This window comes from Caulobacter sp. FG7 (genome assembly GCF_057808875.1).
In genome coordinates, this window is the sequence record NZ_JBMDIW010000045.1 from 1 (window position 1) to 26190 (window position 26190).

Genomic DNA, 26190 nt, shown 5'->3' on the forward strand with positions numbered 1-26190 from the left:
CGCAGCCCCCCCGCCCTCCAGCTTGCCGCCCGGCCGCACGATCACGCCGTGCAGGCCCGAATTCTCGTTCTGGCCTTCCTTGACCATCACGCCGCGCGCCTGCAGGGCGGCGGTCAGCTCCGGACCGAAGCGGTTCACTTCACCCGAGAACGTATCGCCACGCGCCACCAGGTTGGGCAGCGCCACGGCGTCCTGCATCGACAGGCCCCAGTCGAACACGCCCACCATCGCCTTCAGATTATAGGACAGGATCGCCGAGCCGCCGGGCGAGCCGACGGCGGCCAGGAACTTGCCCTTCTTGTCCAGCACCACCACCGGCGACATCGACGAACGCGGGCGCTTAGCCCCGGCCACGGCGTTGGCGCCGGGCAGGCCGTCCTTGTCGATCGGGGCGAAGTTGAAGTCGGTCAGCTGGTTGTTGAGGAAGAAGCCGCCGACCATCCGGCCCGAGCCGAAGATGCTCTCGACCGTGGTGGTCATCGACACCACGTTGCCGGCCGCGTCGACGATGACGAAGTGGGTGGTGCCGCCCGGCTCGATCGTCGAGTCCGGGCCGACCTTGGGCGCGCCCTTGGGCAGGCCGAAGCTCGGGGCCGGGCCGGCCGTCTCGCCGATCAGCCTGGCGCGCTCCTTCACATAGGCCGGCTCCAGCAGCCCCTCGATCGGCACGCTGACCTTGCCCGGGTCGCCGACATAGCGGTCGCGGTCGGCGTACATCACCCGCTCGGCCTCGGCGATCTGGGTCCAGGCGATCGGGTCCTTGGGTCCGCGCTTTGAAATGTCGGTGTGCTCGAGCATCAGCAGCGCCTGCAACAGCGACACGCCGCTCGACGACGGGTTGGGCACGCAGACGCTGTAGACCTTCCACGGCCGGCACAGGGCGTCGGCGCTGCGCGGCTTGTAGGCCTTCAGGTCCGCCAGGGTCATGGCCGAGGGGCGCTCGCCCTCGTGCAGCTTGGCGACGATCGCCTGCGCCAGCGGGCCTTCATAGAGCGCCGAGGGGCCTTCGGCGGCCAGGCGGCGCACGGTGGCGGCGTAGGCCGGGTTCTTCAGGGTTTCGCCGGCCTGGTAGCGCCCGCCTTCGGGCTTGGTGAAATAGGCGGTCGCGTCGGGCGTCTGGCCCTGGGGCGAGCGGCCGTTGATCATCGAGGCCAGGCGCGGGCTCACCGTGAAACCCTGGTCGGCCAGCTTTTCGGCGTCGAGGAACAGGCGGTCCCAGCCGATGGCCCCGTGCTCCTTCTGGGCCTGGGCCAGCATGGCCACCGCCCCCGGCACGCCGGTCGAGCGACCCGACAGCACCGCGGCGATGAACGACACCGGCTTGCCGTCCTCGCCCAGGAACAGGGCGGGCGTCGCGCCGGCCGGGGCGGTCTCGCGGCCGTCATAGGCCGTCACCTTGCCGGTCCTGGCGTCGTAGAAGACCATGAACGAGCCGCCGCCCAGGCCCGAGCTCTGCGGCTCCACGAGGCCCAGCACCGCCTGCACGGCCACTGCGGCGTCGACGGCCGAGCCGCCCTCGCGCAGCACTCGCAGGCCCGCCTCCGTCGCCAGCGGATTGGCCGAGGCCACCATGCCGCGCGGGCTGTAGGCGGCCGCCGCGCCGGCGGTGGCCGGGGCCGTCGCCGCAGCTTGCGGCCCCATCGCGGTCGCGCAGCCGGCGATCCCTCCGCAAGCGGTCAGGACGGCGAGGGCGGCGAGAACGGGCAGGCGCATGGGCGGATCCTTCGGGCGAGGGCGCGGAACAGGCCGTCCGGCGCGTCGGAAATCCGACTCGGACAGCGGAGATTCGACGAACCATGCCCCCGACGCCGCCACCACGCTCGCGAAAAATCGCCGCCGCACGCCCCTGCGACATCTTTTTCGCGCTCGAAAACCCTTACGCGCCAAGGGATCGCGCAGTTATCCACCGAACTTGGCGACTTTCTAGCGACAAGATGCTTGCGCACCCCAGGGGTACGGGGTATCTCCCCCCGCCTCGCCGCAAGGCAGTGCGCGCCCGTAGCTCAGCTGGATAGAGCATCAGACTACGAATCTGAGGGTCGGACGTTCGAATCGTTCCGGGCGCGCCATTCTTCTTCTCCTTGAAGATACTCCTGAAAATTCCAGGTTGTCGGCGTGGCGGGTTTGGCCGTAGCGCTGTGGCATGACCGTTTCCGTACTCTTCGTCTGCCTGGGCAACATCTGTCGCTCGCCGCTGGCCGAGGCTGCGTTCAGGCTGGAGGCCGAGCGGCTGGGCCTGGACGTCGTGGTGGATTCGGCCGGCACGGGCGGCTGGCACGCGGGCGATCCGCCGGATCGGCGGGCGCAGGCCACGGCGCGGCGGCACGGGGTGGAGATCGGCCACTATGCGGCGCGCCAGGTCACGGCGGCCGATTTCGAGCGCTTCGACCACGTGGTGGCGCTGGATCTGGACAATCTGCGGAATCTGAAGCGCCTGGCGCCGGCGGGGAGCCGGGCGCGGCTGAGCCTGCTGCTGGATCATGTGGACGGGCGCGCCGGAAAGGCCGTGGCCGATCCCTACTATGGCGACGACGCAGGATTCGAGGTCACCTGGGCCGATGCGATGGCCGGCGCGCGCGGGCTGGCGGCGAAGCTGAGACCCTCTGGTTAAGGGGAAGAGACGACCAAATCAGCGGGAGCTGAAAACGCCCCCCCTCCGGCCCTTCGGGCCACCTCCCCCAGAGGGGGAGGATCTTTCTAACCCAAATGCACGCGGATCAGGCTGCGGGCGGCGCGGGCGACCGAGCGGGCTGGGCCGTCGGCGCCGAGGGTGACGCGGGCGGTGTAGGCGCCCTCCATCAGCAGCATCAGGGCGTCGGCCAGTTCGTCGTCGGCGGCGTCGGCGCGGCGGCACAGGTCGATCAGCCGGCCGTGCAGCGAGCGCTTGTAGTTCACCGACACCTGCTGGGCCGGGTGGTTCTCCTCGTGCAGCTCGATGGCGGCGTTCGACAGCGGGCAGCCGTGGACGTTCATGTCGCAGGCCTTGGTCTCGAAGGCGTCGAAGATCGCCTCCAGCTGGGCGCGCGGATCGGTGCAGCAGCAGGCCGTGACGCCGTCCCACCAGGCCCAGTATTCGCGCTCCTGCTCGCGCAGCACCTCGGCGACCAGTTCGTCCTTCGAGGGGAAGTTCCGGTACAGCGTCATCTTGGTGGCCTCGGCCTCGGCCGCGATGGCCTCGACGCCGACGGCCCGGATGCCGTGCTGGTAGAAGAGCTCGCGGGCCGTCTCGAAGATCCGGTCGCGGGCGGGCCTCTTGGACGCTGGCGGACCGTCCGGCGCGCACGCCGTCCCGGCTCCCAGCTCCCCCGAGCCGACCTCCCCAGATTTTCTCGCAGCCATTTTCGCAACACCTCGCCTTGACGTGAGAGTTACCGGTCAGTATCTCTCCGCCATGGAGTGATACCGAACGGTATCGTCACATCCTAAATCGTCATTCCGCCGAGCCAAGTCAAGCAACAGACCCTGCGACATTTCTCACCCTCTTACCCGTTGAACGGAGCGCAAGCCATGCCGAACGCGGGCGACATCACCGCCGCCCCCGAAGCCGCCACGGCCTGCCTCTCCACCGGGTGGCTGGCCAGCGCAGCCCGCCACGGCCGTTCGATCCAGCGCTGGATCGGCAAGGCCGCCGCGCCCAAGCCCCGCACCCGGTCGTCGCGACCCTACCGTCCGCCGACCTGGGAATAGTCGTCCCAAGCGTACCCCCGCTCTCCTTCTTGTCCGCTCGCCTCCCCGAGCGTCCTTCTCGACAGGTCCTTCGATGCGCCAAGCCATCAACACCTTCGCCGGCCTCGCCGCGCTGGCGGTCCTTACCGCCTGCAGCGCCCAGGCCAAGCCCGAACAGGGCCCCGCCCCCGCCGTGCAGGTCACCGTCGCCGACGTGGCCTTCAAGTCGCTGCGCCAGTGGGACGACTTCACCGGCCGCCTGGAGGCGGTCGACACCGTCGACATCCGCCCCAGGGTCGGCGGCTATGTGAACGCCGTGCGCTTTGCCGAAGGCGCCTATGTCCGCAAGGGCCAGGTGCTGTTCGAGATCGACCCGCGCCCGTTCCAGGCCGAGGCCGCCCGCGCCGGCGCCGAAGTGGCCCGCGCCAGGGCCGGGCTCGACCTGGCCGTCGTCAACCGCGAACGCGGCCAGCGTCTGATCGACCAGAACGCCCTGGCCCGCAGCGAATTCGACCGCCTGGCCTCGGAAGAGAAGGCCGCCCAGGCCAACCTCGCCGCCGCCCAGGCCGCCCTGCAGACCGCCCGCCTGAACCTGGAATGGACCAAGGTCGTCTCGCCGATCGACGGCCGCGTCTCCAAGGCCCGCATCACCCGCGGCAACCTGGTCACCCAGGCCGACATGCTGACCACGGTGGTCTCCGACGCACCGATCTACGCGGCCTTCAGCGCCGACGAGCAGACCTTCCTGAAGTACGCCGCCGCCGAGCGCGGCAAGGAAAGCCCGGTCTACATGGGCCTGATGACCGAGGACGGCTATCCGCACGAGGGCAAGCTGTCGTTCATCGACAACGCGCTCGACGCCAAGAGCGGCACGATCAGCGGCCGGGCGATCTTCGCCAACGCCGACGGCAAGTTCACGCCGGGCCTGTTCGCCCGCATCCGCCTGGTCAGCGCCGCCAGCCAGACGGTGGCCCTGGCCCCCGACCGCGCCATCGCGACCGACCTCGGCAAGCGCTACGTCATCGTCGTCGACCAGGCCAACAAGGCCCAGTACCGGCCCGTCGAGGTCGGCCCGCTGGCCGGCAACCTGCGGGTCGTCCGCCAGGGCCTCAAGCCCGGCGACCGGGTGATCGTCGGCGGCCTGCAGAAGGTCAAGCCCGGCGACACCGTCGCCCCGGTGGCGGTGAAGACTCAGGCGGCCGACCTCGGCCAGCTGGAAGTCGGCCCGCGGAAGGTGGCCTCGGTCGCGACGAGCACGAGCCAGAACTAACGGCGGAGCGCGAAACCCTCGTCCTTCGACAAGCTCAGGATGAGGGTTTCGACTGACCCGCCCCTCGCAAAAGTAGCCCTCTTCCTGAGCCTGTCGAAAGACGAGGGCGGCCCCTCTGAACGCTCCCCTCTCCCGCAAAGGCCGAGGGGGTCTCCAAACTCGTCCCTCCCCTCCCCGGACGCTCCCCATGAATTTCGCAAAATTCTTCGTCGGACGACCGCGGTTCGCCGCCGTGCTGTCCATCGTCATCTTCATCGCGGGGCTTGTCGCCCTGCCCAACCTGCCGATCAGCGAGTACCCCGAGGTGGTGCCGCCGACGGTCGTCGTGCGCGCGGCCTATCCGGGCGCCAACCCGTCGGTGATCGGCGAGACCGTCGCCTCGCCGCTGGAGCAGGCCATCAACGGCGTCGAGGGGATGATCTACCAGTCGTCCCAGTCGGCCTCGGACGGGGCCATGATCCTGACCGTGACCTTCGCGCTGGGCACCGACCTGGATAAGGCCCAGGTGCAGGTGCAGAACCGCGTCGCCCAGGCCCTGCCGAAACTGCCCCAGGAGGTGCAGCGCATCGGCGTGACCACCAACAAGGCCTCGCCCGACCTGACCCTGGTCGTGCACATGATCTCGCCCAACAACCGCTACGACATGCTCTATCTGAGCAACTACGCGCAGCTGAACGTCCGCGATCGCCTCAAGCGCATCGACGGCGTGGGCGACGTGCAGATCTTCGGCGCCGGCGCCTATTCCATGCGGGTGTGGCTGGATCCGGAGAAGGTTGCGGCTCTCGGCATGACCGCCGGCGACGTCGTGCGGGCCCTGCGCGAGCAGAACGTGCAGGTGGCCGCCGGCCAGCTGGGCGCGCCGCCCAACGCCGGCTCGGGCGCCGAATTCCAGCTGTCGATCAACGCCCCCGGCCGCCTGACCGACGAAGACCAGTTCCGCGACGTCATCATCCGCTCGGGCGCCGACGGCCAGATCACCCGCCTGGGCGACGTGGCCCGCGTGGAACTGGGCGCCAACAACTACGCCCTGCGCTCCCTGCTGGACAACAAGTCGGCCGTCGCCGTGCCGATCTTCCAGCGCCCCGGCTCCAACGCCCTGGAGATGGCGGCCGAGGTCAAGAAGACCATGAAGGAGCTGAAGAAGGACTTCCCCGAAGGCGTCGACTACGAGATCATCTACGACACCACCGCCTTCGTGCAGGAAAGCATCGACTCGGTGGTCCACACCCTGATCGAGGCCATCATCCTGGTGGTCATCGTGGTGGTGATCTTCCTGCAGGGCTGGCGCGCCTCGGTGATCCCGCTCCTGGCCGTGCCGGTGTCGCTGATCGGCACCTTCGCGATCATGCTGCTGCTGGGCTTCGGTCTCAACGCCCTGACCCTGTTCGGCCTCGTTCTGGCCATCGGCATCGTCGTCGACGACGCCATCGTCGTGGTCGAGAACGTCGAGCGCCACATCGAGAACGGGCTAAGCCCGCCCGAGGCCACCCGCAAGGCGATGAGCGAGGTCACCGGCCCGATCATCGCCGTGGCCCTGGTGCTCTGCGCGGTGTTCATCCCCACGGCCTTCATCACCGGCCTGTCGGGCCAGTTCTACCGCCAGTTCGCCCTGACGATCGCCATCTCGACGATCATCTCGGCCGTCAACTCGCTGACCCTGTCGCCGGCCCTGGCCGCCGTGCTCCTGAAGTCGCACCACGCGCCCAAGGACCGCTTCCAGAAGCTGATCGACCGCCTGCTGGGCTGGCTGTTCGTTCCCTTCAACAAGGTCTTCCACCGCGCCTCGAACGGCTATGTCCGCGGCGTGAAGGCGACGCTGGGCCGCTCGACCGCCTCGCTGTTCGTCTATGGCGGCCTCTTGCTGCTCACCGCTCTCGCCTTCGCCCGCACCCCGTCCGGCTTCGTGCCGCAGCAGGACAAGGCCTATGTGGTCGCCGTCGTGCAGCTGCCCGACGCCGCCTCGCTGGACCGCACCGAGGCCGTGATCAAGCAGATGGGCGACATCGCCATGAAGACCCCGGGCATCGAGCACTCGGTGGCCTTCCCGGGCCTGTCGGCCAACGGCTTCATCAACAGCCCCAACGCCGGCGCGGTGTTCTTCCCGCTCAGCGACTTCAAGGACCGCCGCAGCAAGGACCTCTCGGCCGGGGCCATCGTCGGCCAGCTGAACCAGAAGTTCGCCGCCATCCCCGACGCCCAGATCGCGGTCTTCCCGCCGCCGTCCGTGCAGGGGCTGGGCACCATCGGCGGCTTCCGCATGCAGATCGTCGACAAGGCCGGCCTCGGCTCGGACGAGCTCTACAAGCAGACCCAGGCGATCATCGCCAAGGCGCAGAAGGATCCGGCCCTGGCCGGCGTCTTCTCCAGCTACCAGGTCAGCGTTCCCAAGATCCAGGCCGACATCGATCGTGAGAAGGCCCGGGCCCAGGGCGTGTCGCTGACCGACCTGTTCGAGACCCTGCAGGTCTATCTGGGCTCGCTGTACGTCAACGACTTCAACCGCTTCGGGCGGACCTACGAGGTCAACGTGCAGGCCGACCAGGACTTCCGCCTGCAGCCCGAGCAGATGCTGCGCCTGCAGACCCGCAACGGCGACGGCCAGATGATCCCGCTGGGCGCCTTCGTCAGCTTCAAGGAGGCCACCGGTCCCGACCGCGAGATGCACTACAACGGCATGCTGACCGCCGAGATCAACGGCGGCCCGGCCCCCGGCTTCTCCACCGGCCAGGCCCAGGCTGCGCTTGAGAAGATCGCGGCTGAAGAGTTGCCCAACGGCATCGGCTTCGAATGGACCGAGCTGACCTACCAGCAGATCCTGGCCGGCAACACGGCGATCTACATCTTCCCGCTGTGCGTGCTCCTGGCCTTCCTCGTGCTGGTCGCCCAGTACGAAAGCTGGAGCCTGCCGCTGGTGGTGATCCTGATCGTTCCGATGACCCTGCTGTCGGCCCTGGTCGGCGTGCTGGTCACCGGCGGCGACAACAACATCTTCACCCAGATCGGCCTGATCGTGCTGGTGGGGCTGGCGTGCAAGAACGCCATCCTGATCGTCGAGTTCGCCCGCGAACGCGAGATCGAGGGCGACACGCCGCTCCAGGCGGTGCTGGAGGCCTGCCGCCTGCGCCTGCGTCCCATCCTGATGACCTCGATCGCCTTCATCATGGGCGTCTGGCCGCTGGTGGTGTCGCACGGGGCCGGGGCCGAGATGCGCCGAGCCATGGGCGTGGCGGTGTTCTCCGGCATGCTGGGCGTCACCGTCTTCGGCCTGATCCTGACGCCGGTCTTCTACTACGTCATCCGCCGGCTCTCGGGCCGCAAGTCGCTGGCGACCGTGAAGACGGCCCCGGCGGTGGAGGCGCAGGCTCACTAGCACAAACCTTCCCCTCCCCCTTGATGGGGGAGGGGCCAGGGGTGGGGGTGAAGCGGCGTCGGCCGCGCTCCCCATCCTGAAATGCTGTCACCCCCATCCCCGCCCCTTCCCCCATCAAAGGGGGAAGGGAGACCTTCCGAGGTTTCCCATGACCTTCCTCAAAGTCGCTCTCGTCGCCGGCGTCTCGCTGCTGGCCACGGCCTGCGCCGTCGGCCCGACCTACAAGGCCCCGGCCACCGCGCCCGTCGCCCTCCAGAACGCGACCCCCGCCGTCGCCTCCACCGCCGCCAATCCCGAGGCCCAGTGGTGGAAGGCGTTCGGCGACCCGACGCTCGACGCCCTGGTCGCCCAGGCCCTGGCCGCCAATCTCGACCTCAAGGTCGCCGTGGCCCGCGTCGACGAGGCCCGCGCCTTGTTCAAGGACGCGCGCCTCGACCAGATCCCGCGCGTCACCGCCTCGGGCGGCTATACCGACACCAAGCAGCAGCAGCCCGGCTTCTCCGACCAGCGGGTCGAGGTCGAGAGCTATCGCGCCGGCCTGGATGCGGCCTGGGAGATCGACCTCTTCGGCCGCGTGCGTCGCGGCGTGCAGGCCGCCAGCGCCGAGGCCGGGGCCGCCCAGGCCGACCTGCGCGACGTGCAGGTGACCGTCGCCGCCGAGGTCGCCCGCAACTACCTGGAACTGCGTGGCGCCCAGGCCCGCCTGGCGGTGGCCCGCCGCAATCTCGAGACCCAGCGCGACACCCTGCGCCTGACCCGCGTGCGGTTCGAGGCCGGGGCCGGCGGGGCGATCGACGTCGCCAGCGCCGAGGCCCGCCTCAACGCCACGGAAGGCACGATCCCCGATCTGGTCACCGCCGCCACCCGCGCCAACTACCGCCTGGCCGTGCTGACCGGCCAACGTCCCGGCGCGCTGGACGCCCAGCTCGCCCCGCGCGCCGAGGAACCCGCGCCGCTGGTGACCGCCCTGCCGATCGGCGAGGCGTCGGACTTCCTGCGCCGCCGCCCCGACGTGCAGGCGGCCGAGCGTCGCCTCGCGGCCCAGACCGCCAAGGTCGGGGTGGCCACCGCCGACCTCTTCCCGCGCGTGCGGGTGACCGGCTTCGTCGGCTTCCTGTCGGGCACGTCGTCAGGCTTCGGCAACAGCGCCAGCCAGGCCTGGTCGGTCGCCCCGGCGGTCAGCTGGCCGGCGCTCGACCTCGGCGGCGCCCGCGCGCGGCTGAAGGCCGCGGAGGCCCGCAACGACGCGGCCCTGGCGGCCTACGACCAGACCGTGCTGGCGGCGATCGAGGACCTGGAGACGGCGCTCGTTTCCTACGCCCAGCGCCAGGCCCGGCTGAAGAGCCTGGCCGACCAGGCCGCCGCCTCGCGCCGCGCCGCCGAACTGGCCCGCATCCAATACAAGGAAGGCGGTATCGACTTCCTGGTGCTGCTCGACGCCGAACGCACCCTGCTGGCGGCTGAGGATTCGCTGACGGTCGCCGAAACCGGCGTGAACACCGACGTCGTGGCCATCTACAAGGCGCTGGGAGGCGGGTGGTCGTAAGGGATCCTCCCCCTCTGGGGGAGGTGGCCCGAAGGGCCGGAGGGGGCCGTTATCAGCTTCCCCCGCATTGGCCTGTTTCGCGGCCGCTTCCCCCTCAGTCGCTCCGCGACAGCTCCCCCTTCAGGGGGAGCACCTTGTTGCCGAACCCCTCCCCCATCCCTACCTGCACAGCTCCAACCTGGAGCCCCCCGCATGGCCGCCGCCGACGCCTACGTCTACCATCCCCGCGACGGCCACGGCCTGGCCCACGACCCGTTCAACTCCATCGTCGGCCCGCGGCCGATCGGCTGGATCTCGAGCGTCGACGCCCAGGGGCGGCGCAACCTGGCGCCCTACAGCTTCTTCAACGCCTTCAACTACACCCCGCCGATCGTCGGCTTCGCCTCGACGGGCTGGAAGGACACCATCGCCAACGTCCAGGCCACCGGCGTGTTCTGCTGGAACCTGGCCACGCGCGAGCTGGCCCAGGCGATGAACATGACCTCGGTGCCCGCCGCCCCCGGCCAGGACGAGTTCGAACTGGCCGGCCTGACGCCGGTCGACAGCAGCCTGATCGCCGCGCCGCGCGTGTTGGAAAGCCCGGTGAACTTCGAGTGCCGCGTCACCCAGTCTTTCCAGCTGACCACGGCGGCCGGCGAGGCGGTCGAGACCTGGATGACCTTCGGCGAGGTCGTGGCCGTCCACATCGACCGCCGGCTGATCCGTCCAGACCGCGTCTACGACGCGCCGGCGGGCCAGCCGATCCTGCGCTGGGGCGGCCGCGGCGACTATGTCGCCGTCGACCCCGCCGCGATGTTCGAGATCTTCCGCCCGACCAAGGCCGACATCCCGCCTGCCGAATAGGCCACCGGCCGACTGGCCCGTCAGGCCGGCGCGATTAGGAAAGCCGGTCGCGGAACGCGGCGTAGTCGAACTGCCGGACCAGCCGCAGCCCGTCCGTGTCGCTGTTCCACAGCGCGATCGCGGGCAGCGGCACGCCGTTGAAGGTGTTGGTCTTGACCATCGAATAGTGGGCCTGGTCGAGGAAGGCGATGCGCGTTCCCGGCGCCGGGCGCTCGGCGAAGACGTAGTCGCCGATGATGTCGCCGGCCAGGCAGGACGGGCCGCCCAGGCGCACGGCGACGCCCTCGGCCGGCTCCTTGAGCATGGCGGGGCGGTACGGGGCCTCGATCACGTCCGGCATGTGGCAGGTGGCCGAGATGTCGGTGATGGCTATGGGCATGCCGTTGTCGAAGACGTCGAGCACCTCGCCGACCAGGATGCCGGCGTCCAGCGCCACGGCCTCGCCGGGCTCCAGATAGACCTGCACGCCGTGGCGAACGGCCACCTCGTTCAGGAACGCGACCAGGCGGTCGGTCTGGTAATCGGCGCGGGTCACGTGGTGGCCGCCGCCCAGGTTCAGCCACTTCACCCCGCCCAGCAGCGGCGCGAGCTTGGGCTCCACCGCCGCCCAGATGCGGGCCAGCGGCTCGAAATCCTGCTCGCACAGGGCGTGGATGTGCAGACCATCGACGCCCTGCATGTGCTCGGGCCGCAGCTGCGACACCGGGAAGCCCAGCCGCGAACAGGGCTGGGCCGGATCGTACTTGGCGACCTCGCCCTCGGAATGTTCGGGGTTCAGCCGCAGGCCGATCTCGAACACCTCGCCGTCCGCGCGGGCCTGCGCGATCACACCCTCGAAACGCGCCACTTGGTCGGGCGAGTTGAAGATCACGTGGTCGGACAGCCGCAGGATCTCGGGCAGATCCTCAGCCTTGTAGGCGGGCGAATAGGTGGTCAGCTCGCCCTTGTAGAACTCGCGGGCCAACCGCGCTTCCCACAGGCCCGAGGCGCAGACGCCGTCGAGATACTCCCCGACGACGTCCGCCAGCGACCACATTGAAAAGGCCTTCAGGGCCAGCAGGACGCGGGCGTTTCCGCGATCTCGCACGTCCTTGAGGACGGCCAGATTGCGCCGCACCGCGACCTCGTCCACCACGAAGGCGGGCGAAGCGACGCGGTTCAGGTCGAAATGCGCGAAGGCGCCCGGATCACCGGCCCTGGTTTCCATGGGTCTCGTTCTTGGTCCTTAGAAAGCCAGCGGAGCCGCCAGGTCTTCGACCGTCCACGGCAGGCCGTGCTGGTTCAGCATGTCCATGAACGGATCGGGGTCGAGCTGCTCCATGTTGAACACGCCCGCGCCCTTCCACTTGCCGGTCAGCATCATGGCCGCTCCGATCATGGCCGGAACGCCCGTGGTGTAGCTGACGGCCTGGTTGCCGGTCTCGGCGTAGGCTTCCTCGTGGTCGCAGATGTTCTTGACGTAGACGGTCCGGGCCTTGCCGTCCTTCTCGCCGGTGGCGATCGTGCCGATGTTGGTCTTGCCCTTGGTGAGCGGACCCAGCGACGACGGCTCGGGCAGCAGCGCCTTGAGCAGCTCCATCGGGATGATCTCGCGGCCCTGGAACATCATCGGCTCGATGCTGGTCATGCCGACATTACCCAGCACTTCCAGGTGCTTGAGGTAGCTGTCGCCAAAGGTCATCCAGAAGCGGATGCGCTGGATCTCCGGATAGAACTTGGCCAGGGATTCCAGCTCCTCATGATACATGAGGTACATGTTCTTGGGGCCCACGCCCTCGAAGTCGAACACCTGCTTGTGGCTGAGCGCCGGGCCCTCGATCCACTGGCCTTTTTCCCAGTGACGCGACGGGGCGGTCACTTCGCGCAGGTTGATCTCGGGGTTGAAGTTGGTGGCGAACGGCAGGCCGGTGTCGCCGCCGTTGCAGTCCAGGATGTCGAGCGTGTCGATCCGGTCCAGCAGGTGCTTCTTGGTGTAGGTCGTGAACACCGAGGTCACGCCCGGGTCGAAGCCGCTGCCCAGCAGGGCCATCAGGCCGGCGTCCTTGAAGCGGTCCTGGTAGGCCCACTGCCAGCTGTATTCGAACTTGGCCTCGTCGCGCGGCTCGTAGTTGGCCGTGTCGAGATAATTCACGCCCGACGCCAGGCAGGCGTCCATGATCGCCAGGTCCTGGTAGGGCAGCGCCAGGTTGACCACCAGGGCCGGCTGCACCGCCTTGATCAGCGCGGTCGTGGCGGCGACGTCGTCGGCGTCGATCGCCGCGGTGTCGATGGTCACGCCCGTGCGCTCCAGCACCGACTTGGCGATGGCGTCGCATTTCGACTTCGTGCGGCTCGCCAAGGTGATGTGCGAGAAAATATCCGTGTTCATCGCCATCTTGTGGACAGCGACCGAACCAACGCCACCCGCGCCGATAACCAGCACCCTGCTCATTTTTGGCTTCTCCTAACGCCTACCGCCCCGCCCTCGGCCTGATTCTGGGGGGCGGGCCTCTTATCACGTGGATCAGGTCTTCGATAGGAACGATCGGCCTTCCGCTTGGGGAGGCCGCATGAACGAGGCGAGACCTGAAAGATCCCTAGCCTTTACACGAACTTGATGGCGGGTGCGTGTCGGAATGGGTGCGGCGGTTCGCCCGGGCCGAGGCGGTCCTCGTCCGGCGACTGTCTGCTCTGGATTGTCGGGGCGTTTCGCCCGCGGACTAGCGCCCGGTCTTGCCGTCGCGTTCGGCGCGCATGGCCGTGACGACCTGGCCCAGTTGCGAGCCGCCGGGCGAGTCGGGCTTCACCGTCTGCAGGCCGCGCAGATAGGCCCGGTCCATCGGCGAGGCGTCGCCCCTACCCTCTTCTGTGAAGAGGTTCAGCACGGTGTTGAAGCCGGCATAGTCCTGGTCGGCGCGGGCCGAGGCCACCCCGGCCAGGGCGACATAGTCGGCCAGCCCCGCCAGCTTGCGCCCGCCCATCCGCCGGCGATCGACCACCACGAACTGGTCCTGGATCACCCCCACGACCGAGGTGCGCACGCGCGAGCCGGCGCTGCTGATGGTGAACATCAGGAGATCATTGCCCAGACCGTCGGCGCTGACCGCGCCGCGCATGACGTCGACCTCAGCGAAGTTGGTCCACACCCGCACCGGGCGGTCGGTGGTGGCGTAGCGCTCGAAGCTCACCGGCCGCTCGCGGTCGACCCAGAACTTGCCGGCCGCCCTGGCCTTGCGCACCAGCGTCTCGGGCTCGTCGGCCAGCACGACGGTGAGGTTGGGCCGGCAGCCCTTGGCCGCCATCCGCACCCCGGCCGCGCGCGCCGTCTGGCTGATGCGGTCGTGCAGGTAGCGGTTCTCCTCGGTGCGCCCGCCGGCCACGTAGGGGCACAGCGCCGCCGACCACACCATCACCTTGCCGGCCGGCGTCAGGGGCGTGGCCCGCCGCACGAAGGCCGGATAGGGATCCACGCCCCGGGGCGAGACCTCGACCTCGTCGACCGCCGGCGGCGGCAGCGTCCCTTGTGGAACCGAAAGCGCCAGCATCGCGGCCGCCAATATCGAAACCGGCATGAAAAACCCTCCCAGGTCGCTCAACCTGGGAGGGTTTCAAAAACACCGTTCGCCCGCAAGGGCCAAGCGTCGTCAGACGTCGACTTCGGCGTCCAGGGCGTTTTCCTGGATGAACTCGCGGCGCGGCTCGACCAAGTCGCCCATCAGGCGGCTGAACATGTCGTCGGCGTCGTCGGCGTGGTTGACCTTGACCTGCAGCAGGGTGCGGGCGTCGACGTCCAGCGTGGTCTCCCACAGCTGGTCGGGGTTCATCTCGCCCAGCCCCTTGTAGCGCTGGATGGTCAGGCCCTTGCGGCCGGCGTCGAGCACGGCCTGCACCAGGTCGAGCGGACCGCGGATGGTGGTCGACTTGTCCTTGCGGCGGAACACGGCCGGCTTGGCGAACACCTCGGCCAGCTTGACGCCGCGTTCGGCCAGGCGACGGGCGTCGGCGGCGTGCAGCAGCACGTCGTCGAGCACGATGCGCTCCGACACGCCACGACGCACGCGGCTGAAGACGTAGCCGGTGTCGCCCCGCTCGCCCGACCAGGGACCGTCGCCTTCCTCGTTGTAGAGGTTCAGGCGGCCGGCGGCGGCGGCGGCGTCAGGCGTCTCGCCCAGCAGGCCGGCCAGGGCCGCCTGCTCGATGGCCGAGGCCGGGGCGCGAGCCGCCAGGCGGTCGATATTGCCCTTGGCCGAGCGGGCCAGCTGCACCAGCGCCAGCAGGTCCTGGCCGATCAGGCGCTCGCCCGACGACAGGTCGAGCTCAGCGCCGTCGACGCCCTCGTCCACCAGGAAGGCGTCCATCTCGGTGTCGTCCTTGAGGTAGCGCGACGACTTGCCCTTGCTGGCTTTGTAGAGCGGCGGCTGGGCGATGTAGATGTAGCCGCGCTCGATCAGCTGCGGCATCTGCCGGTAGAAGAAGGTCAGCAGCAGGGTGCGGATGTGGGCGCCGTCGACGTCGGCGTCGGTCATCAGCACGATCTTGTGGTAGCGCACCTTGTCCGGGTTGAAGTCGTCGCGGCCGATGCCGGCGCCCAGCGCCGTGATCAGCGTGCCGATCTGGTCGGACGACAGCATCTTGTCGAAGCGCGCTCGCTCGACGTTCAGGATCTTGCCGCGCAGCGGCAGGACGGCCTGGTTGTCGCGGTTGCGGGCCTGCTTGGCCGAGCCGCCGGCCGAGTCACCCTCGACGATGAAGATCTCGGACTTGGCCGGATCGCGCTCGGAGCAGTCGGCCAGCTTGCCGGGCAGTGACGTGATGTCGAGCGCGCTCTTGCGGCGGGTCAGTTCGCGCGCCTTGCGGGCGGCTTCGCGGGCTGCGGCGGCCTCGGCGATCTTGCTGACGATCTGCTTGGCTTCGTTCGGGTGTTCCTCGAACCAGGTCGACAGGCCCTCGGCGACGAGGTTTTCAACAGCGGGACGCACTTCGGACGAGACCAGCTTGTCCTTGGTCTGCGAACTGAACTTGGGGTCGGGCACCTTGACCGACAGCACGCAGGTCAGGCCTTCGCGGCTGTCTTCGCCGCCCAGGTTGACCTTTTCCTTCTTCAGGATGCCCGAGCTTTCGGCGTAGTTGCTGATCACCCGGGTCAGGGCGCCGCGGAAGGCCGAAAGGTGCGTGCCGCCATCCCGCTGCGGGATGTTGTTGGTGAAGCACAGCATGTGCTCGTGGTAGCTGTCGTTCCACCACATCGCCAGGTCGAGCTCGACCTTGTCCTTGGTCCCGCGCACCGTGATCGGCGTCTTGAGCAGCGGGGTCTTGGCCTTGTCGAGGTGACGAACGAAGGCCTCGATGCCGCCCTCGAAGAACAGCTTCTCTTCCCAAGGCTCGGCGTCGCGGTGATCCTTGAAATAGATAGTCACGCCCGAATTCAGGAACGCCAGCTCGCGCAGGCGATGCTCGAGGGTCTTCCGGTCGAATTCGATGAAGGCGAAGGTTTCCTTCGACGGGAAGAAGGTCACTTCCGTGCCGGTTAGCACTTCGCCGGCCTTGGGGCCGTCCTCGCGCACGGGGGAGACGCCGGTCTCCTTCAGCCAGGTCACCGCGTCGCCGCGCTCGAAGCGCATCTGGTGGACCTTGCCGTTGCGGTGGATCAGCAGTTCCAGCCAGTCCGACAGGGCGTTGACGACCGAGACGCCCACGCCGTGCAGGCCGCCCGAGACCTTGTAGCTGTTCTGGTCGAACTTACCGCCGGCGTGCAGCTGGGTCATGATGACCTCGGCCGCCGAGACGCCTTCGCCCTCGTGGATGTCGGTGGGAATGCCGCGACCGTCGTCGGTGACCGTCACCGAGCCGTCGGCGTTGAGGATCACCTGGACCTTGGTGGCGTGGCCGGCCAGGGCTTCGTCGATGGCGTTGTCGACCACCTCGTAGACCATGTGGTGCAGGCCCGACCCATCGTCGGTGTCGCCGATATACATGCCCGGGCGCTTGCGCACCGCATCCAGGCCCTTGAGGACCTTGATCGAGTCCGCGCCGTATTCGCCGGCGACGGCTTCTTCGGGAACTTCGGGGACTTGGCCTTCGGTATTCTCGGTCATTCGTCTTCCAGAGCCGTAGACTCAATGGGGGTCAGGCCGGCCTCGCTGACGCGAACGCCCAACGCCCGACCCTTGAGATGGTCGAACAGCGACTCGTCCGTGCCGGTGAGGAAGGCCTGGAGCTTGAGCGCCGTGAGTTCGTCGGCCAGAGCGGCTCGCCGGGTGAGGTCGAGATGCGCGGCGACTTCGTCGAGCAACACTATAGGATTCGGCGCGGATTCCGCACGCGAAAGTCTCGCCGCCTGGGCCAAAACCAGGTTCAAAATCAGCGCTTTTTGCTCTCCGGTGGAGCATTCCGAGGCCGGACGGTCCTTGTCGACGTGGAACACCGCCAGATCGCCCCGGTGCGGGCCTGTCAAGGCCCTGCCCGCGGCCCCGTCGCGCGGCCGCGCGGCGGCCAGCGCCTGGGCCAGCTGCAGCTCGATTTCGGCCGCCGGGACCCCGTCCAGGGCCATCAGCTCCCAGGCGCCGGTCAAGGTCAGGCGGGCCTGCGGAAACGGCCGATCGCCGCGCCCGTCGATCTCGGCCTGCAAGGCGATGAGCGTGCGCGCCCGGGCTTCGGCCATCAACGCGCCGGCGGCCGCCAGGCGGGCCTCCAGCACCGTCAGCCAGGCCGGATCGGCCGGCGCCCCGCCGTCGGCGGCGTCCGACAGCAGGCGCATGCGCTCGCGCTGGGCCTTGTCGTAGGCGTTGGCGTGGCTGGCGTGGGCCGGCTCGGCGGCGAACACCAGCCGGTCGAAGAACTTGCGCCGCTCCGAGGCGGCCTCGAGGAACAGGCGGTCCTGGGCGGGGGTCAGCCACATGGGCCGCACGTGGTCGGCCAGGCGGCCCGGCGGCACGGTCTCGCCCTCGATCCGGACGATGCGGCGCGAGGCGCCGGCAGCTTCCGTGCCCGTGCCGACCTTCAGCGCCTCGCCGTCGGCCTGCTCGATCTCGGCGGCCACGGCCCAGGCCCGGCCGACGCCCTCGCCCGGCATGCGGCGGCCCACCTCGGCCAGGCTCGACCCGCGCAGGCCCTTGCCGGGCGACAGCAGGCTGACGGCTTCCAGCAGGTTGGTCTTGCCCGAGCCGTTGGGCCCGAACAGATAGACGCTGCGCCCGCCGGTCAGGAGATCGGCGCGCTCGTAGGATCGGAAGTCGGTGAGCCGCAGGCGGGCGATGGTGGCGGACGCCATGGGCGTCTCTGTAAGCCACGTCGCGGGCGGCGTCACGCCTTGGCTGGATCGTCCTTCGACAAGCTCAGGATGAGGCTTCGATGCGCTCGGGACGAGGTTTTGATACTCGGACGTCGCCCTTTGATCCTCACCCTGAGCCTGTCGAAGGGCGAGGATCAGGCACGGATCGATCAGCCCTGCCAGCGACGCCCCGCCCCGGCGTGGGCCAGCAGGCGCGGCGCGCTCCGCAGGCCGTGCATCAGATGCGGCCCGGCCAGCAGCACCATGGCCCAGGCCCCGGCGCTGACCAGCACGACGGCGATACGATCCCAGGCCAAGCGCATGGGTGTCTCCAGCAGAGAAAAGCGACACCGCCGCGCTACGCCCGGATCAGGGCGGAAAGGGGGCCGGAAAACGAGATCCTCCCCCTCCGGGGGAGGCGCCCAACGGGCCGGAGAGGGGCCGTTTTCAGCTTCCGAGACCCTGGCCGATCTCGCGACAACTTCCCCCACCGATCGCTTCGCGATCACCTCCCCCACAGGGGGAGGTTTCTTAGGCTCACTCCCCCAGCCGGTAGGCGCACAGCTTGTTGCCGTCGAGGTCACGGAAATAGGCGAAATAGGCCTTGGGCATCCGCTCGCCCGGCGCGCCTTCGCAGGCCCCGCCCAGTTCGATGGCCTTGGCGTGGAAGGCGTCGACCTCCTCGCGGGTGTCGAAGTCGAAGCCGCCCATCATGCCGTTGCCGATGCAGGCCGGATTGCCGTCATACGGCCCCAGCACTCCGAACATGCCCACGCCCTTGCCGCGATAGAGCCGGCCGCCGGACGGATGCTCGAACAGCGGCCTCATGCCGATCGAGCCCAGCAGGGCGTCGTAGAAGGCCTTGGCCTCCTCCAGCCGGTTCGAACCGACGGTCATGTAGCTGATCTTGGCCATGGCGGCGCCTCCCGTTTTCTTATGAAACGGACGTTGGCGTGCGGAGGCTGTGGGCGTCAAGGGGCGTGGCAATCCCTACTCCGCCAACGGATTTCACAGCACTGCCAATATCGTCATCCCGGGCGAAGGACCGCGCAGCGGGCCGCAGACCCGGGACCCAGGGGGAACCGCAATGCGCCGGCCCCTGGGTCCCGGCTCTCCGCTTCGCTGCGGCCGGGATGACGAAAATTGGTGAGGACGGGGAAAACGTCCCCTACCCGAAATACCCCCGCGCGACCTCGACCTCCGTCAGGCGCCAGACGCCCGCCGCGCCCAGCAGCACGCGGCGCATCTCGACCTCGAACACCTCGCGGGCCACGCCGCGATCGACCAGTTCGCGCACCGGAACCTCGGACGGCGCATCCACGGCGATCGCCCGGTGCACGGCGGAGTTCATCGCCGCCAGGTCGACCGCCCCCTCCAGCGAGGCGAAGGCGCTGGCGACCGCCTCGGAGCGCTCGAACCAGGTCGAGCAGTCCGAAAAGTCGATCGCCGCCCACAGGGTCAGCATCCGCTCGAAGAGGTCGTCGAAGCGGTCCTCGCGCAGCAGGCCGGCGGGACCGCCCCGCGAACTCACTGGGCCGCGCCGGTTCCCAGCACCTTCTGCAGGAACTGGGTCTCGACCTCGCGACGGCGGTCGTTGTTGATCTTCTTGGCGAAGCCGTGGCCCTCGTCCTTGAACTGGACGTACCAGGTCTCCACGCCCTTCTCGCGCAGCTTCTCGACCACCTGGTCGGACTCCGACTTCGGCACCCGCGGATCGTTCCAACCCTGCATGACCAGCATCGGCTTGGTGATCTTGGAGACGTTGTTGAGCGGCGAGATCGTCTCGAAGGCCTTCAGCATCTTCGGATCGCGCTCGTCGCCGTATTCGGCCCGGCGCAGATCCCGGCGATAGGCCTCGGTGTTCTGCAGGAACGAAACGAAGTTGGAGATGCCATAGCGCTCGACGCCGCCGGCCAGGCGGTCGGAATAGTGGGTCATCACCGCCAGCGACATGTAGCCGCCATAGGACTGGCCGTAGACCACCACGCGATTGGGATCGAGATCCGGCTGCGTCTTGATCCAGTCCAGCAGCGCGCCGATGTCCTTGACCGAGTCCTCGCGCTTCTCGGCGTTGTCGAGGTTGAGGAACGTCTTGCCGTAGCCCGACGAGCCGCGAACATTGGTGACGATCACCGCAGCCCCCAGCTCGGCCGTGGTGTGCTGGTGGAACGGGTTGAACACCGGCCGCGACTGGCCTTCCGGGCCGCCGTGGATGTCGATGATGACCGGGGCCTTTTGGCCGGCCGCCAGCTTGGGCTTGTAGACGAAGGCCGGGATCGAGCGCTTGTCGAACGACGGGAAGCGCACCAGTTCCGGGCTCACCAGCGCCTTGGCGTCCAGGCCGCCCAGTTCCGAGGCCGTCCAGCGCGTGACCTGGCCGCTGGCCAGGTCAAAGCTCCAGGCGTCGCTGGCCGCCGTGGGCGTGGCCAGCGAGAAGCCGATCTTCGAGCCGTCTTCCGAGAAGGCGAGGCCCGAGACCACGCCGCCCGGCAACTGCGGCTGCGGCAGGGCGCGACGGGTGCGGAAGTCCTGCACGACCAGCTTCGAATAGCCGTCTTCGTTGACCACATAGGCCAGGACGCGGCCGTCCTTGGACAGCTTGAAGTCCTCGACGTCCCACGGGCGCTCGCCCGAGACCAGATGCTTCTTGCCGGTCGCCAGGTCGAACTCGACCAGGCGCATGAAGTCCGAGCCCTCGTCCGACAGCATCAGGATCGACTTGCCGTCCGGGGTGAACAGGCCGCCGTCGTAGGAAACCTTGCCCTTCACCGGGTTCAGTTCGGTGGTCTTGCCGGTGGCCACGTCCAGCAGCCAGCGCTTGCTCTCGCCGATCGAGAAGTAGCGGCCCAGCAGCACGGTCTTGCCGTCGGGCGAGACGTCGATCGGCGAGACCTGGCCCTCGCCCTTGAAGATCACGCGGCGACCGCCCTGCGCGGAGGGATCGCGCATCACGACGTCGTAGTTGGCCGAACCCTTGGTGGCGCGGCTCCAGACCAGCACCTTGCCGTCGCCCGACCAGGCCGGCGACTGGTTGCGCGTGCCCGCTTCGGTCAGCTGGACTTCATTGCCCGAGGCGTCGCGCACGAACAGCTGGAACCACTCGTCGCCGCCGGTGTCCTTGGAGAACAGCACCTCGCCGGTAGACGCCCCATTGGCCGGCAGGGTGTGGACGCCGCTGACCGGCTCGTCGTGGAAGGTCAGCTGGCTGCGGTCGGCGCCGGGGGCGGCGACCTGGTGGATCTGGTTGGTGTTGCCGAAACGCGTGACGATCAGCATGCCGCCGCCGGCCGCCCAGTCCTGGAAGCTGGCGCTGCGGGCGTTCTGGTAGCGCGCCAGGCTGGCCCGGATCGCCGGATCGGCGACCGGCACGTTCTCGAGGATCTGGTTGCCGATCTCGCGGCGCTCGACGGGCTGGGCGCTCTGAGCCAAAGCCAGGGTCGAGGTCGACAGCGCCAGGGCGGCGGTCAGGACAAGCAGGCGTGATTTCACGAGGGCGTCTCCGGTCGATCTAGCAGTTCAGATCCTGGGCCAGATCGCGCCAGCCCGGGTTGGTGCGTTCGATGAGTTCCAGCTTCCAGAGCCGGCGCCATTTCTTCATTTGGCGCTCGCGGATCAGAACGGACTCGCGGGTGTCGTGGACCTCGTACCAGACGAGCATTCCGACGTCGTATTTTCGGGTAAAGCCCGGCCGGACTTTCTCCTGATGCTCCCAGATGCGGCGAGCCAGGTCGTCAGTATGGCCGATGTAGAGCGTGCCGTTGCGGCGGCTGGCGACGATGTAGACGTAGAACGCCACGAATTGCCCCCCCTCGAACGCTCCCCCTACTTCCGTAAAATCCCCGCGAAAGCGGGGACCCAGGTGTTTTATCGTCGAGCGCCAAGGGTTTCAGAAAAAGCCTGGGTCCCCGCTTTCGCGGGGATTTTACGGTGAAAAACCGAACCCAGAATTTTCAATCAGACCCGCAGCGGCATCAGCACGTACTTCACGCCCGGATCGGTCGGATCGACCACCAGGGTGGGCGAGGCCGGGTCGGCGAAGCGGAACTCGGCCTGCGGGCCGCCGATCTGGCCGCAGACGTCGAGCAGGTAGCGGGCGTTGAAGCCGATTTCGAAGGGCTCGCCGTCGTAGTCGACCTCGACCTCTTCCACGGCCTGGCCGGCTTCCATGTTGCGGACGGTCAGGGTGATGCGGCCCGGCTCGATGGCCAGCTTCACCGACCGGCTCTTCTCGGCCGAGATGGTGGCCACGCGGTCGACGGCCTTGGCGAACAGGTCGTTGTCCAGCGTCAGGATCTTGGCGTTGTCCTTGGGGATCACGCGCATGTAGTCGGGGAACGAGCCGTCGATGACCTTGGAGGTCAGGGCGGCGCGGCCGAACTCGAAGCGGACCTTCTGGGGCGAGACCTGCAGGTCGATCGACTCGCCGGCGTCTTCCAGCAGGCGGCGGGCCTCGGCGATGGTCTTGCGCGGCACGATCACGCCCGGCAGGCCGGCCGAGCCTTCCGGCGCCGGCATCTCGGCCAGGGCCAGGCGGTGGCCGTCGGTGGCCACGGCGCGCAGCTTGGTCTCGCCGCCCTCGTTGACCGTGTGCAGGTAGAGGCCGTTCAGATAGTAGCGGGTCTCTTCCGTCGAGATGGCGAAGCGCGTCTTGTCGATCAGGCGCATCAGCTCGTTGACGTCGACGGCGATGCGGCTCGACAGGCCCTCGTTGCTCATCACCGGGAAGTCGCCGGCCGGCAGCACCGGCAGGTTGAAGCGCGAGCGGCCGGTCTGGATGACCAGGCGCGGATCGTCGCCCGAGAAGTTCAGCGACACGTCCGAGCCGTCCGGCAGCTTGCGGACGATCTCGTAAAGGGTGTGGGCGGGCGCGGTGATCTGGCCGGGCACGTCGATCTGGGCCAGGCCCTCGTCGATGATCTCCATGTCGAGATCGGTGGCCGAGAACGAAAGCGTGTCGCGATCCGCAGACAGCAGGATGTTCGACAGGATCGGGATGGTGTTGCGGCGTTCGACGACGCTCTGCACGTGACCCAGCGCCTTCAGCAGCGCCGCCCGCTCGATGGTAAGCTTCATTTCTCGGTCCAAGCTGGACGCAGGGCCTGGTCGATCAAGAGAATCCCCCTCGCGCAACGGCCCCATCGTCAATGGACCACGGACATTACCGTAATCGGGCCGACAGGGAAGAGCCCTAGGCGGCCTTTTGGCGCATCCGGCGGTGGGCGAATCCGGTTCGCAACCCTTGCAGGGTCAAGTCCATTTCTTATATTGATAATCAATCGCAACAAGAGATCGCATCATGCGCCTCGCCCTGAAGACCGCCACCTACGCCACCATGCACCTGACGGTGGCCATCGCCGTCGCCTACGCCCTGACCCGCGACTGGCGCGTGGCCCTGGCCGTGGGCATCGTCGAGCCGATGGTCCAGACCGTGGCGTTCAACCTGCATGAGCGGGTGTGGAGCAAGTTCGGCAAGGAAAAGGCGGCGGCTTAGGCTTCGCACCAACACCCGTAAAATCCCCGCGAAAGCGGGGACCCAGGTGTTTTATCGTCGAGCGCCCTGGGTTTCAGAAAAAAGCCTGGGTCCCCGCTTTCGCGGGGATTTTACGGTGTGGGAAGCCCCTAAGAAAAAAGCCCCCTCCTTGCGGAGAGGGCCTTTTCATCAAGCCTTCGTATCGAACGACCCGCCCGACTCCTCGCCGGAGGCCGCATACGGGTTGGCCGCGGCGGCCGCCGGTTCGGCCGGGGCCGGGCCGGTGGAGCCCTTGGCGGCGACGGCGACCATGGCCGGGCGCACGAGGCGGCCCAACAGTTCGTAGCCGACCTGAAGGACGGCGACGACGCCGCCGGCGGCGACTTCGTCCGAGGGCTGCTCCATCACCGCCTGGTGTAGGTGGGGATCGAACTTCTCGCCCTTGGTCGGGTCGACCTTCTTGAGGCCGTTGCGCTCGAAGGCCGCCTGCAGCTCCTTCTCGGTCATCTCGACGCCGACGATGAAGTTCTTCACGGCCGCGTCCTGCGAATCGCGCGGGCTGGCCGCGGTGGCGCGCGACAGGTTGTCGGCCGCGCCCAGCAGGTCGCGGGCGAACTTCTGGATGGCGTAGGCGCGGGCGTCGTTCATCTCGCGCTCGGCGCGGCGCTTGACGTTCTCGGCCTCGGCCGCATAGCGCAGGGCCTGGTCCTTCATCGCCGCGATCTCGGCCTTCAGGGCCTCGATTTCCTGAGCCAGATCCTCGGCTTCGAAAGCGACGTCTTCGGCCGGCGTTTGCTCGTCGGTCATTTCCAAACAGTCCTCATCCATCGATCATCCGGCCAAGCACGCGGGCGGTATAGTCCACCAGCGGGATCACCCGGGCATAGTTCAAACGCGTGGGCCCGATCACGCCGATCGCACCCAGCACCTTCTGTCGCCCCGTCATATAGGGCGCCGCGATCACGGAGGAACCCGAAAGCGAAAAGAGTCGCGTCTCGGCCCCGATGAAGATGCGCACGCCCTCGGCGTCGCGCACGTCGTCCAGGAGGCCGATCAGCTGGCCCTTCTGCTCCAGGTCGTCGAACAGCTGGCGCACCCGCTCCAGGTCCTCGCGGGCCGAGGCGTCGGCCAAGAGGTTGGCGCGGCCGCGCACGATCAGGGCGCGCTCGGCCCCCTCCCCGCCGCCCCAGGCGGCCAGGCCGTCCTCGACGAGGCGGGCGGCGGTCTCGTCCAGCTGCCGGCGAGCGGTCTCCAGCTCGGCGCGGATCTCGTCCTTGGCCTCGGTCAGGGTGCGGCCGCGCAGGCGGGCGTTGAGGAAGTTCGAGGCCTCCTGGAAGGCCGAGGGCGTCAGCCCCGCCCCGCCGCGCATCAGCCGGTTCTCGACCGTGCCGTCCTCGAAGACCATCACCGCCAGGGTCTGGCCGCCGCCCAGGGCCACGAACTCCACGTGCTTGATCCCGCCCTCGCGGACGGGGGTGACGACGATGCCGGCCCCGCCGGCCAGGCCCGACAGTATGGCCGAGGCCTCGTTCAGCGCCTCCTCGAAGGTGCGGCCCTTGGCGTAGAGGCGGCTTTCGATCTCGCGCCGCTCGTCCTCGCCGACGTCGCCGACCTCCAGGAAGCCGTCGACGAACATCCGAAGGCCCGCGTGCGTGGGCATGCGCCCTGCGCTGGTGTGCGGCGCGTCCAGCAGGCCAAGCTGCGCCAGGTCCTGCATGGTGTTGCGGATCGAGGCCGGCGACAGCTGCACGCCGCCCTTCGACAGGGTGCGCGATCCGACCGGCTCGCCGGTCTCCAGATAGCCTTCCACCACCCGGCGGAAAATGTCGCGGGCGCGGGCGTCCAGCTCGGTCAGGCCGGGCGTCCGAGCGATCGGTCCCGGAAAAAGCTGCGTCATGGCCCTTCGAAATAGGAACGGATGTCGAAAAAATCGAGCGGGGACTTGGAGGTTCCCGTTCGGGGGAGGATAAGCGGCGCCTTCAGATACGACCAGACCCTTCGGCTCCCCTGGAGCCTCAAAGACCGGAGTTTGCCCATGCGTCCGTCCGAACGCGCCCCCGACCAGCTTCGCGCCGTCACGCTGGAGACCGGCGTCAACCGCTACGCCGAAGGCTCGTGCCTGATCGGTTTCGGCCACACCAAGGTGCTGGTCACCGCCACGGTCGAGGAAAACGTCCCGGGCTGGATGCGCAACAAGGGCGCCGGCTGGGTCACCGCCGAATACGGCATGCTGCCCCGCGCCACCCACACCCGCGGTCGCCGCGAGGCCGCCACCGGCAAGCAGACCGGGCGCACCCAGGAAATCCAGCGCCTGATCGGCCGCTCCCTGCGCGCCGTCGTCGACCTCAAGGCCCTGGGCGAGCGCCAGATCAGCCTCGACTGCGACGTCATCCAGGCCGACGGCGGCACCCGCACGGCCGCCATCACCGGCGCCTGGGTCGCCCTGCGCCTGGCCACCAACTACCTGCTGGAAGAGGGCGTGCTGAAGGCCGACCCGATCATGGGCCAGGTGGCGGCCGTCTCCTGTGGCGTGTTCAAGGACACCCCGGTCCTCGACCTCGACTACGAGGAAGACTCCAACGCCGAGGCCGACGGCAACTTCGTGCTGACCGGCGGCGGCGACATCGTCGAGATCCAGGCCACCGGCGAGAAGCGCGGCTTCACCCGCGGCGAGTTCGACACCCTGTTCGGCCTGGCCGAAAAGGGCATCGGCGAGCTGTTCGCCTTCCAGCGCGCCGCGATCGGCGCGAAGTAATCCAGGCGTGACCCTGCCCTC

The 26190-nt window shown here is 68.6% G+C and carries 22 protein-coding genes, 1 tRNA gene and 2 pseudogenes; 9 read left to right on the plus strand and 16 right to left on the minus strand.

Annotated features, from left to right (window positions below):
* Nucleotides 1–1713, minus strand: a 1713-nt coding sequence (ggt, locus tag ACODR1_RS23615; protein WP_488882618.1) for a gamma-glutamyltransferase, incomplete at its 3' end; no start/stop codon positions are given.
* 279 nt (nucleotides 1714–1992) lie between these two features.
* On the opposite strand from ggt, the gene ACODR1_RS23620 reads away from it, so the two are divergent.
* Both ACODR1_RS23620 and ACODR1_RS23625 read left to right on the plus strand, forming a co-directional pair.
* Nucleotides 1993–2069 (plus strand) — tRNA-Arg (locus tag ACODR1_RS23620).
* A gap of 74 nt (nucleotides 2070–2143) precedes the next feature.
* The gene (locus tag ACODR1_RS23625; protein ID WP_488882619.1) at nucleotides 2144–2611 is read left to right on the plus strand and encodes a low molecular weight protein-tyrosine-phosphatase; all 468 of its coding nucleotides are present in this window, start codon (nucleotides 2144–2146) and stop codon (nucleotides 2609–2611) included.
* Between the two features lie 86 nt (nucleotides 2612–2697).
* Here the strand turns inward: ACODR1_RS23625 and ACODR1_RS23630 are convergent, their stop codons facing one another.
* Nucleotides 2698–3339 (minus strand): TetR/AcrR family transcriptional regulator, encoded by a 642-nt coding sequence (locus ACODR1_RS23630; RefSeq protein WP_477028318.1) that lies wholly within the window; start codon nucleotides 3337–3339, stop codon nucleotides 2698–2700.
* A gap of 168 nt (nucleotides 3340–3507) precedes the next feature.
* On the opposite strand from ACODR1_RS23630, the gene ACODR1_RS23635 reads away from it, so the two are divergent.
* The 5 genes from ACODR1_RS23635 to ACODR1_RS23655 all read left to right on the plus strand — a co-directional run bounded on the left by ACODR1_RS23635 (nucleotide 3508) and on the right by ACODR1_RS23655 (nucleotide 10695).
* Nucleotides 3508–3687: a hypothetical protein gene (locus ACODR1_RS23635; RefSeq protein WP_488882620.1), complete on the plus strand. Its 180-nt coding sequence runs from the start codon at nucleotides 3508–3510 to the stop codon at nucleotides 3685–3687.
* A 73-nt stretch (nucleotides 3688–3760) separates the two neighbouring features.
* Nucleotides 3761–4936, plus strand: coding sequence for an efflux RND transporter periplasmic adaptor subunit (locus ACODR1_RS23640; protein WP_488882621.1), 1176 nt, complete (start codon nucleotides 3761–3763; stop codon nucleotides 4934–4936).
* A gap of 187 nt (nucleotides 4937–5123) precedes the next feature.
* Nucleotides 5124–8306 (plus strand): efflux RND transporter permease subunit, encoded by a 3183-nt coding sequence (locus tag ACODR1_RS23645; protein ID WP_488882622.1) that lies wholly within the window; start codon nucleotides 5124–5126, stop codon nucleotides 8304–8306.
* 148 nt (nucleotides 8307–8454) lie between these two features.
* Nucleotides 8455–9852, plus strand: a complete 1398-nt coding sequence (locus ACODR1_RS23650; protein ID WP_488882623.1) for an efflux transporter outer membrane subunit — start codon at nucleotides 8455–8457, stop codon at nucleotides 9850–9852.
* A gap of 192 nt (nucleotides 9853–10044) precedes the next feature.
* Complete coding sequence (locus ACODR1_RS23655; RefSeq protein ID WP_488882624.1) at nucleotides 10045–10695, plus strand: flavin reductase family protein; 651 nt, start codon at nucleotides 10045–10047, stop codon at nucleotides 10693–10695.
* A 34-nt stretch (nucleotides 10696–10729) separates the two neighbouring features.
* On the opposite strand, the gene ACODR1_RS23660 is transcribed toward ACODR1_RS23655, so the two are convergent.
* The 12 genes and pseudogenes from ACODR1_RS23660 to dnaN all read right to left on the minus strand — a co-directional run bounded on the left by ACODR1_RS23660 (nucleotide 10730) and on the right by dnaN (nucleotide 23017).
* On the minus strand, nucleotides 10730–11902 hold the full coding sequence (locus tag ACODR1_RS23660) for a carboxynorspermidine decarboxylase (protein ID WP_488882625.1): 1173 nt from the start codon (nucleotides 11900–11902) through the stop codon (nucleotides 10730–10732).
* An 18-nt stretch (nucleotides 11903–11920) separates the two neighbouring features.
* Entirely contained in the window at nucleotides 11921–13126 is a 1206-nt protein-coding gene (locus tag ACODR1_RS23665; protein WP_488882626.1) for a saccharopine dehydrogenase family protein, read from the minus strand.
* Between the two features lie 268 nt (nucleotides 13127–13394).
* The gene (locus tag ACODR1_RS23670) at nucleotides 13395–14246 is read right to left on the minus strand and encodes a hypothetical protein (protein WP_488882627.1); all 852 of its coding nucleotides are present in this window, start codon (nucleotides 14244–14246) and stop codon (nucleotides 13395–13397) included.
* A gap of 72 nt (nucleotides 14247–14318) precedes the next feature.
* Nucleotides 14319–16769 (minus strand): DNA topoisomerase (ATP-hydrolyzing) subunit B, encoded by a 2451-nt coding sequence (gene gyrB, locus ACODR1_RS23675; RefSeq protein WP_488882628.1) that lies wholly within the window; start codon nucleotides 16767–16769, stop codon nucleotides 14319–14321.
* Nucleotides 16766–17944 (minus strand): DNA replication/repair protein RecF, encoded by a 1179-nt coding sequence (gene recF / locus ACODR1_RS23680; RefSeq protein WP_488882629.1) that lies wholly within the window; start codon nucleotides 17942–17944, stop codon nucleotides 16766–16768. The genes gyrB and recF overlap by 4 nt, the downstream gene beginning before the upstream one ends.
* A gap of 170 nt (nucleotides 17945–18114) precedes the next feature.
* The gene (locus ACODR1_RS23685; RefSeq protein ID WP_277795776.1) at nucleotides 18115–18267 is read right to left on the minus strand and encodes a hypothetical protein; all 153 of its coding nucleotides are present in this window, start codon (nucleotides 18265–18267) and stop codon (nucleotides 18115–18117) included.
* Nucleotides 18268–18481: 214 nt separating this feature from the next.
* Nucleotides 18482–18859 (minus strand): VOC family protein, encoded by a 378-nt coding sequence (locus ACODR1_RS23690; protein ID WP_488882630.1) that lies wholly within the window; start codon nucleotides 18857–18859, stop codon nucleotides 18482–18484.
* Nucleotides 18860–18972: 113 nt separating this feature from the next.
* Nucleotides 18973–19080, minus strand: a pseudogene (locus ACODR1_RS23695) (hypothetical protein); the annotation flags it as partial.
* Between the two features lie 32 nt (nucleotides 19081–19112).
* Nucleotides 19113–19475 (minus strand): hypothetical protein, encoded by a 363-nt coding sequence (locus tag ACODR1_RS23700; protein WP_488882631.1) that lies wholly within the window; start codon nucleotides 19473–19475, stop codon nucleotides 19113–19115.
* A complete protein-coding gene (locus tag ACODR1_RS23705) occupies nucleotides 19472–21433 on the minus strand; it encodes a S9 family peptidase (RefSeq protein ID WP_488882632.1) in 1962 nt (653 codons plus the stop codon). The genes ACODR1_RS23700 and ACODR1_RS23705 overlap by 4 nt, the downstream gene beginning before the upstream one ends.
* Nucleotides 21434–21452: 19 nt before the next feature.
* Nucleotides 21453–21740: a GIY-YIG nuclease family protein gene (locus ACODR1_RS23710; protein WP_488882633.1), complete on the minus strand. Its 288-nt coding sequence runs from the start codon at nucleotides 21738–21740 to the stop codon at nucleotides 21453–21455.
* A gap of 158 nt (nucleotides 21741–21898) precedes the next feature.
* The gene (gene dnaN / locus ACODR1_RS23715) at nucleotides 21899–23017 is read right to left on the minus strand and encodes a DNA polymerase III subunit beta (protein ID WP_101716762.1); all 1119 of its coding nucleotides are present in this window, start codon (nucleotides 23015–23017) and stop codon (nucleotides 21899–21901) included.
* A 223-nt stretch (nucleotides 23018–23240) separates the two neighbouring features.
* On the opposite strand from dnaN, the pseudogene ACODR1_RS23720 reads away from it, so the two are divergent.
* A pseudogene (locus ACODR1_RS23720) lies at nucleotides 23241–23408 on the plus strand (DUF2061 domain-containing protein); the annotation flags it as partial.
* A 195-nt stretch (nucleotides 23409–23603) separates the two neighbouring features.
* On the opposite strand, the gene grpE reads toward ACODR1_RS23720, so the two are convergent.
* Both grpE and hrcA read right to left on the minus strand, forming a co-directional pair.
* Nucleotides 23604–24221, minus strand: a complete 618-nt coding sequence (gene grpE, locus ACODR1_RS23725) for a nucleotide exchange factor GrpE (protein ID WP_488882634.1) — start codon at nucleotides 24219–24221, stop codon at nucleotides 23604–23606.
* Nucleotides 24222–24234: 13 nt separating this feature from the next.
* Nucleotides 24235–25311 (minus strand): heat-inducible transcriptional repressor HrcA, encoded by a 1077-nt coding sequence (hrcA, locus tag ACODR1_RS23730; RefSeq protein WP_488882635.1) that lies wholly within the window; start codon nucleotides 25309–25311, stop codon nucleotides 24235–24237.
* A gap of 138 nt (nucleotides 25312–25449) precedes the next feature.
* Here hrcA and rph point away from each other — a divergent pair, with 138 nt between their 5' ends.
* Complete coding sequence (rph, locus tag ACODR1_RS23735; RefSeq protein ID WP_488882636.1) at nucleotides 25450–26169, plus strand: ribonuclease PH; 720 nt, start codon at nucleotides 25450–25452, stop codon at nucleotides 26167–26169.
* Nucleotides 26170–26190: the final 21 nt, after the last annotated feature.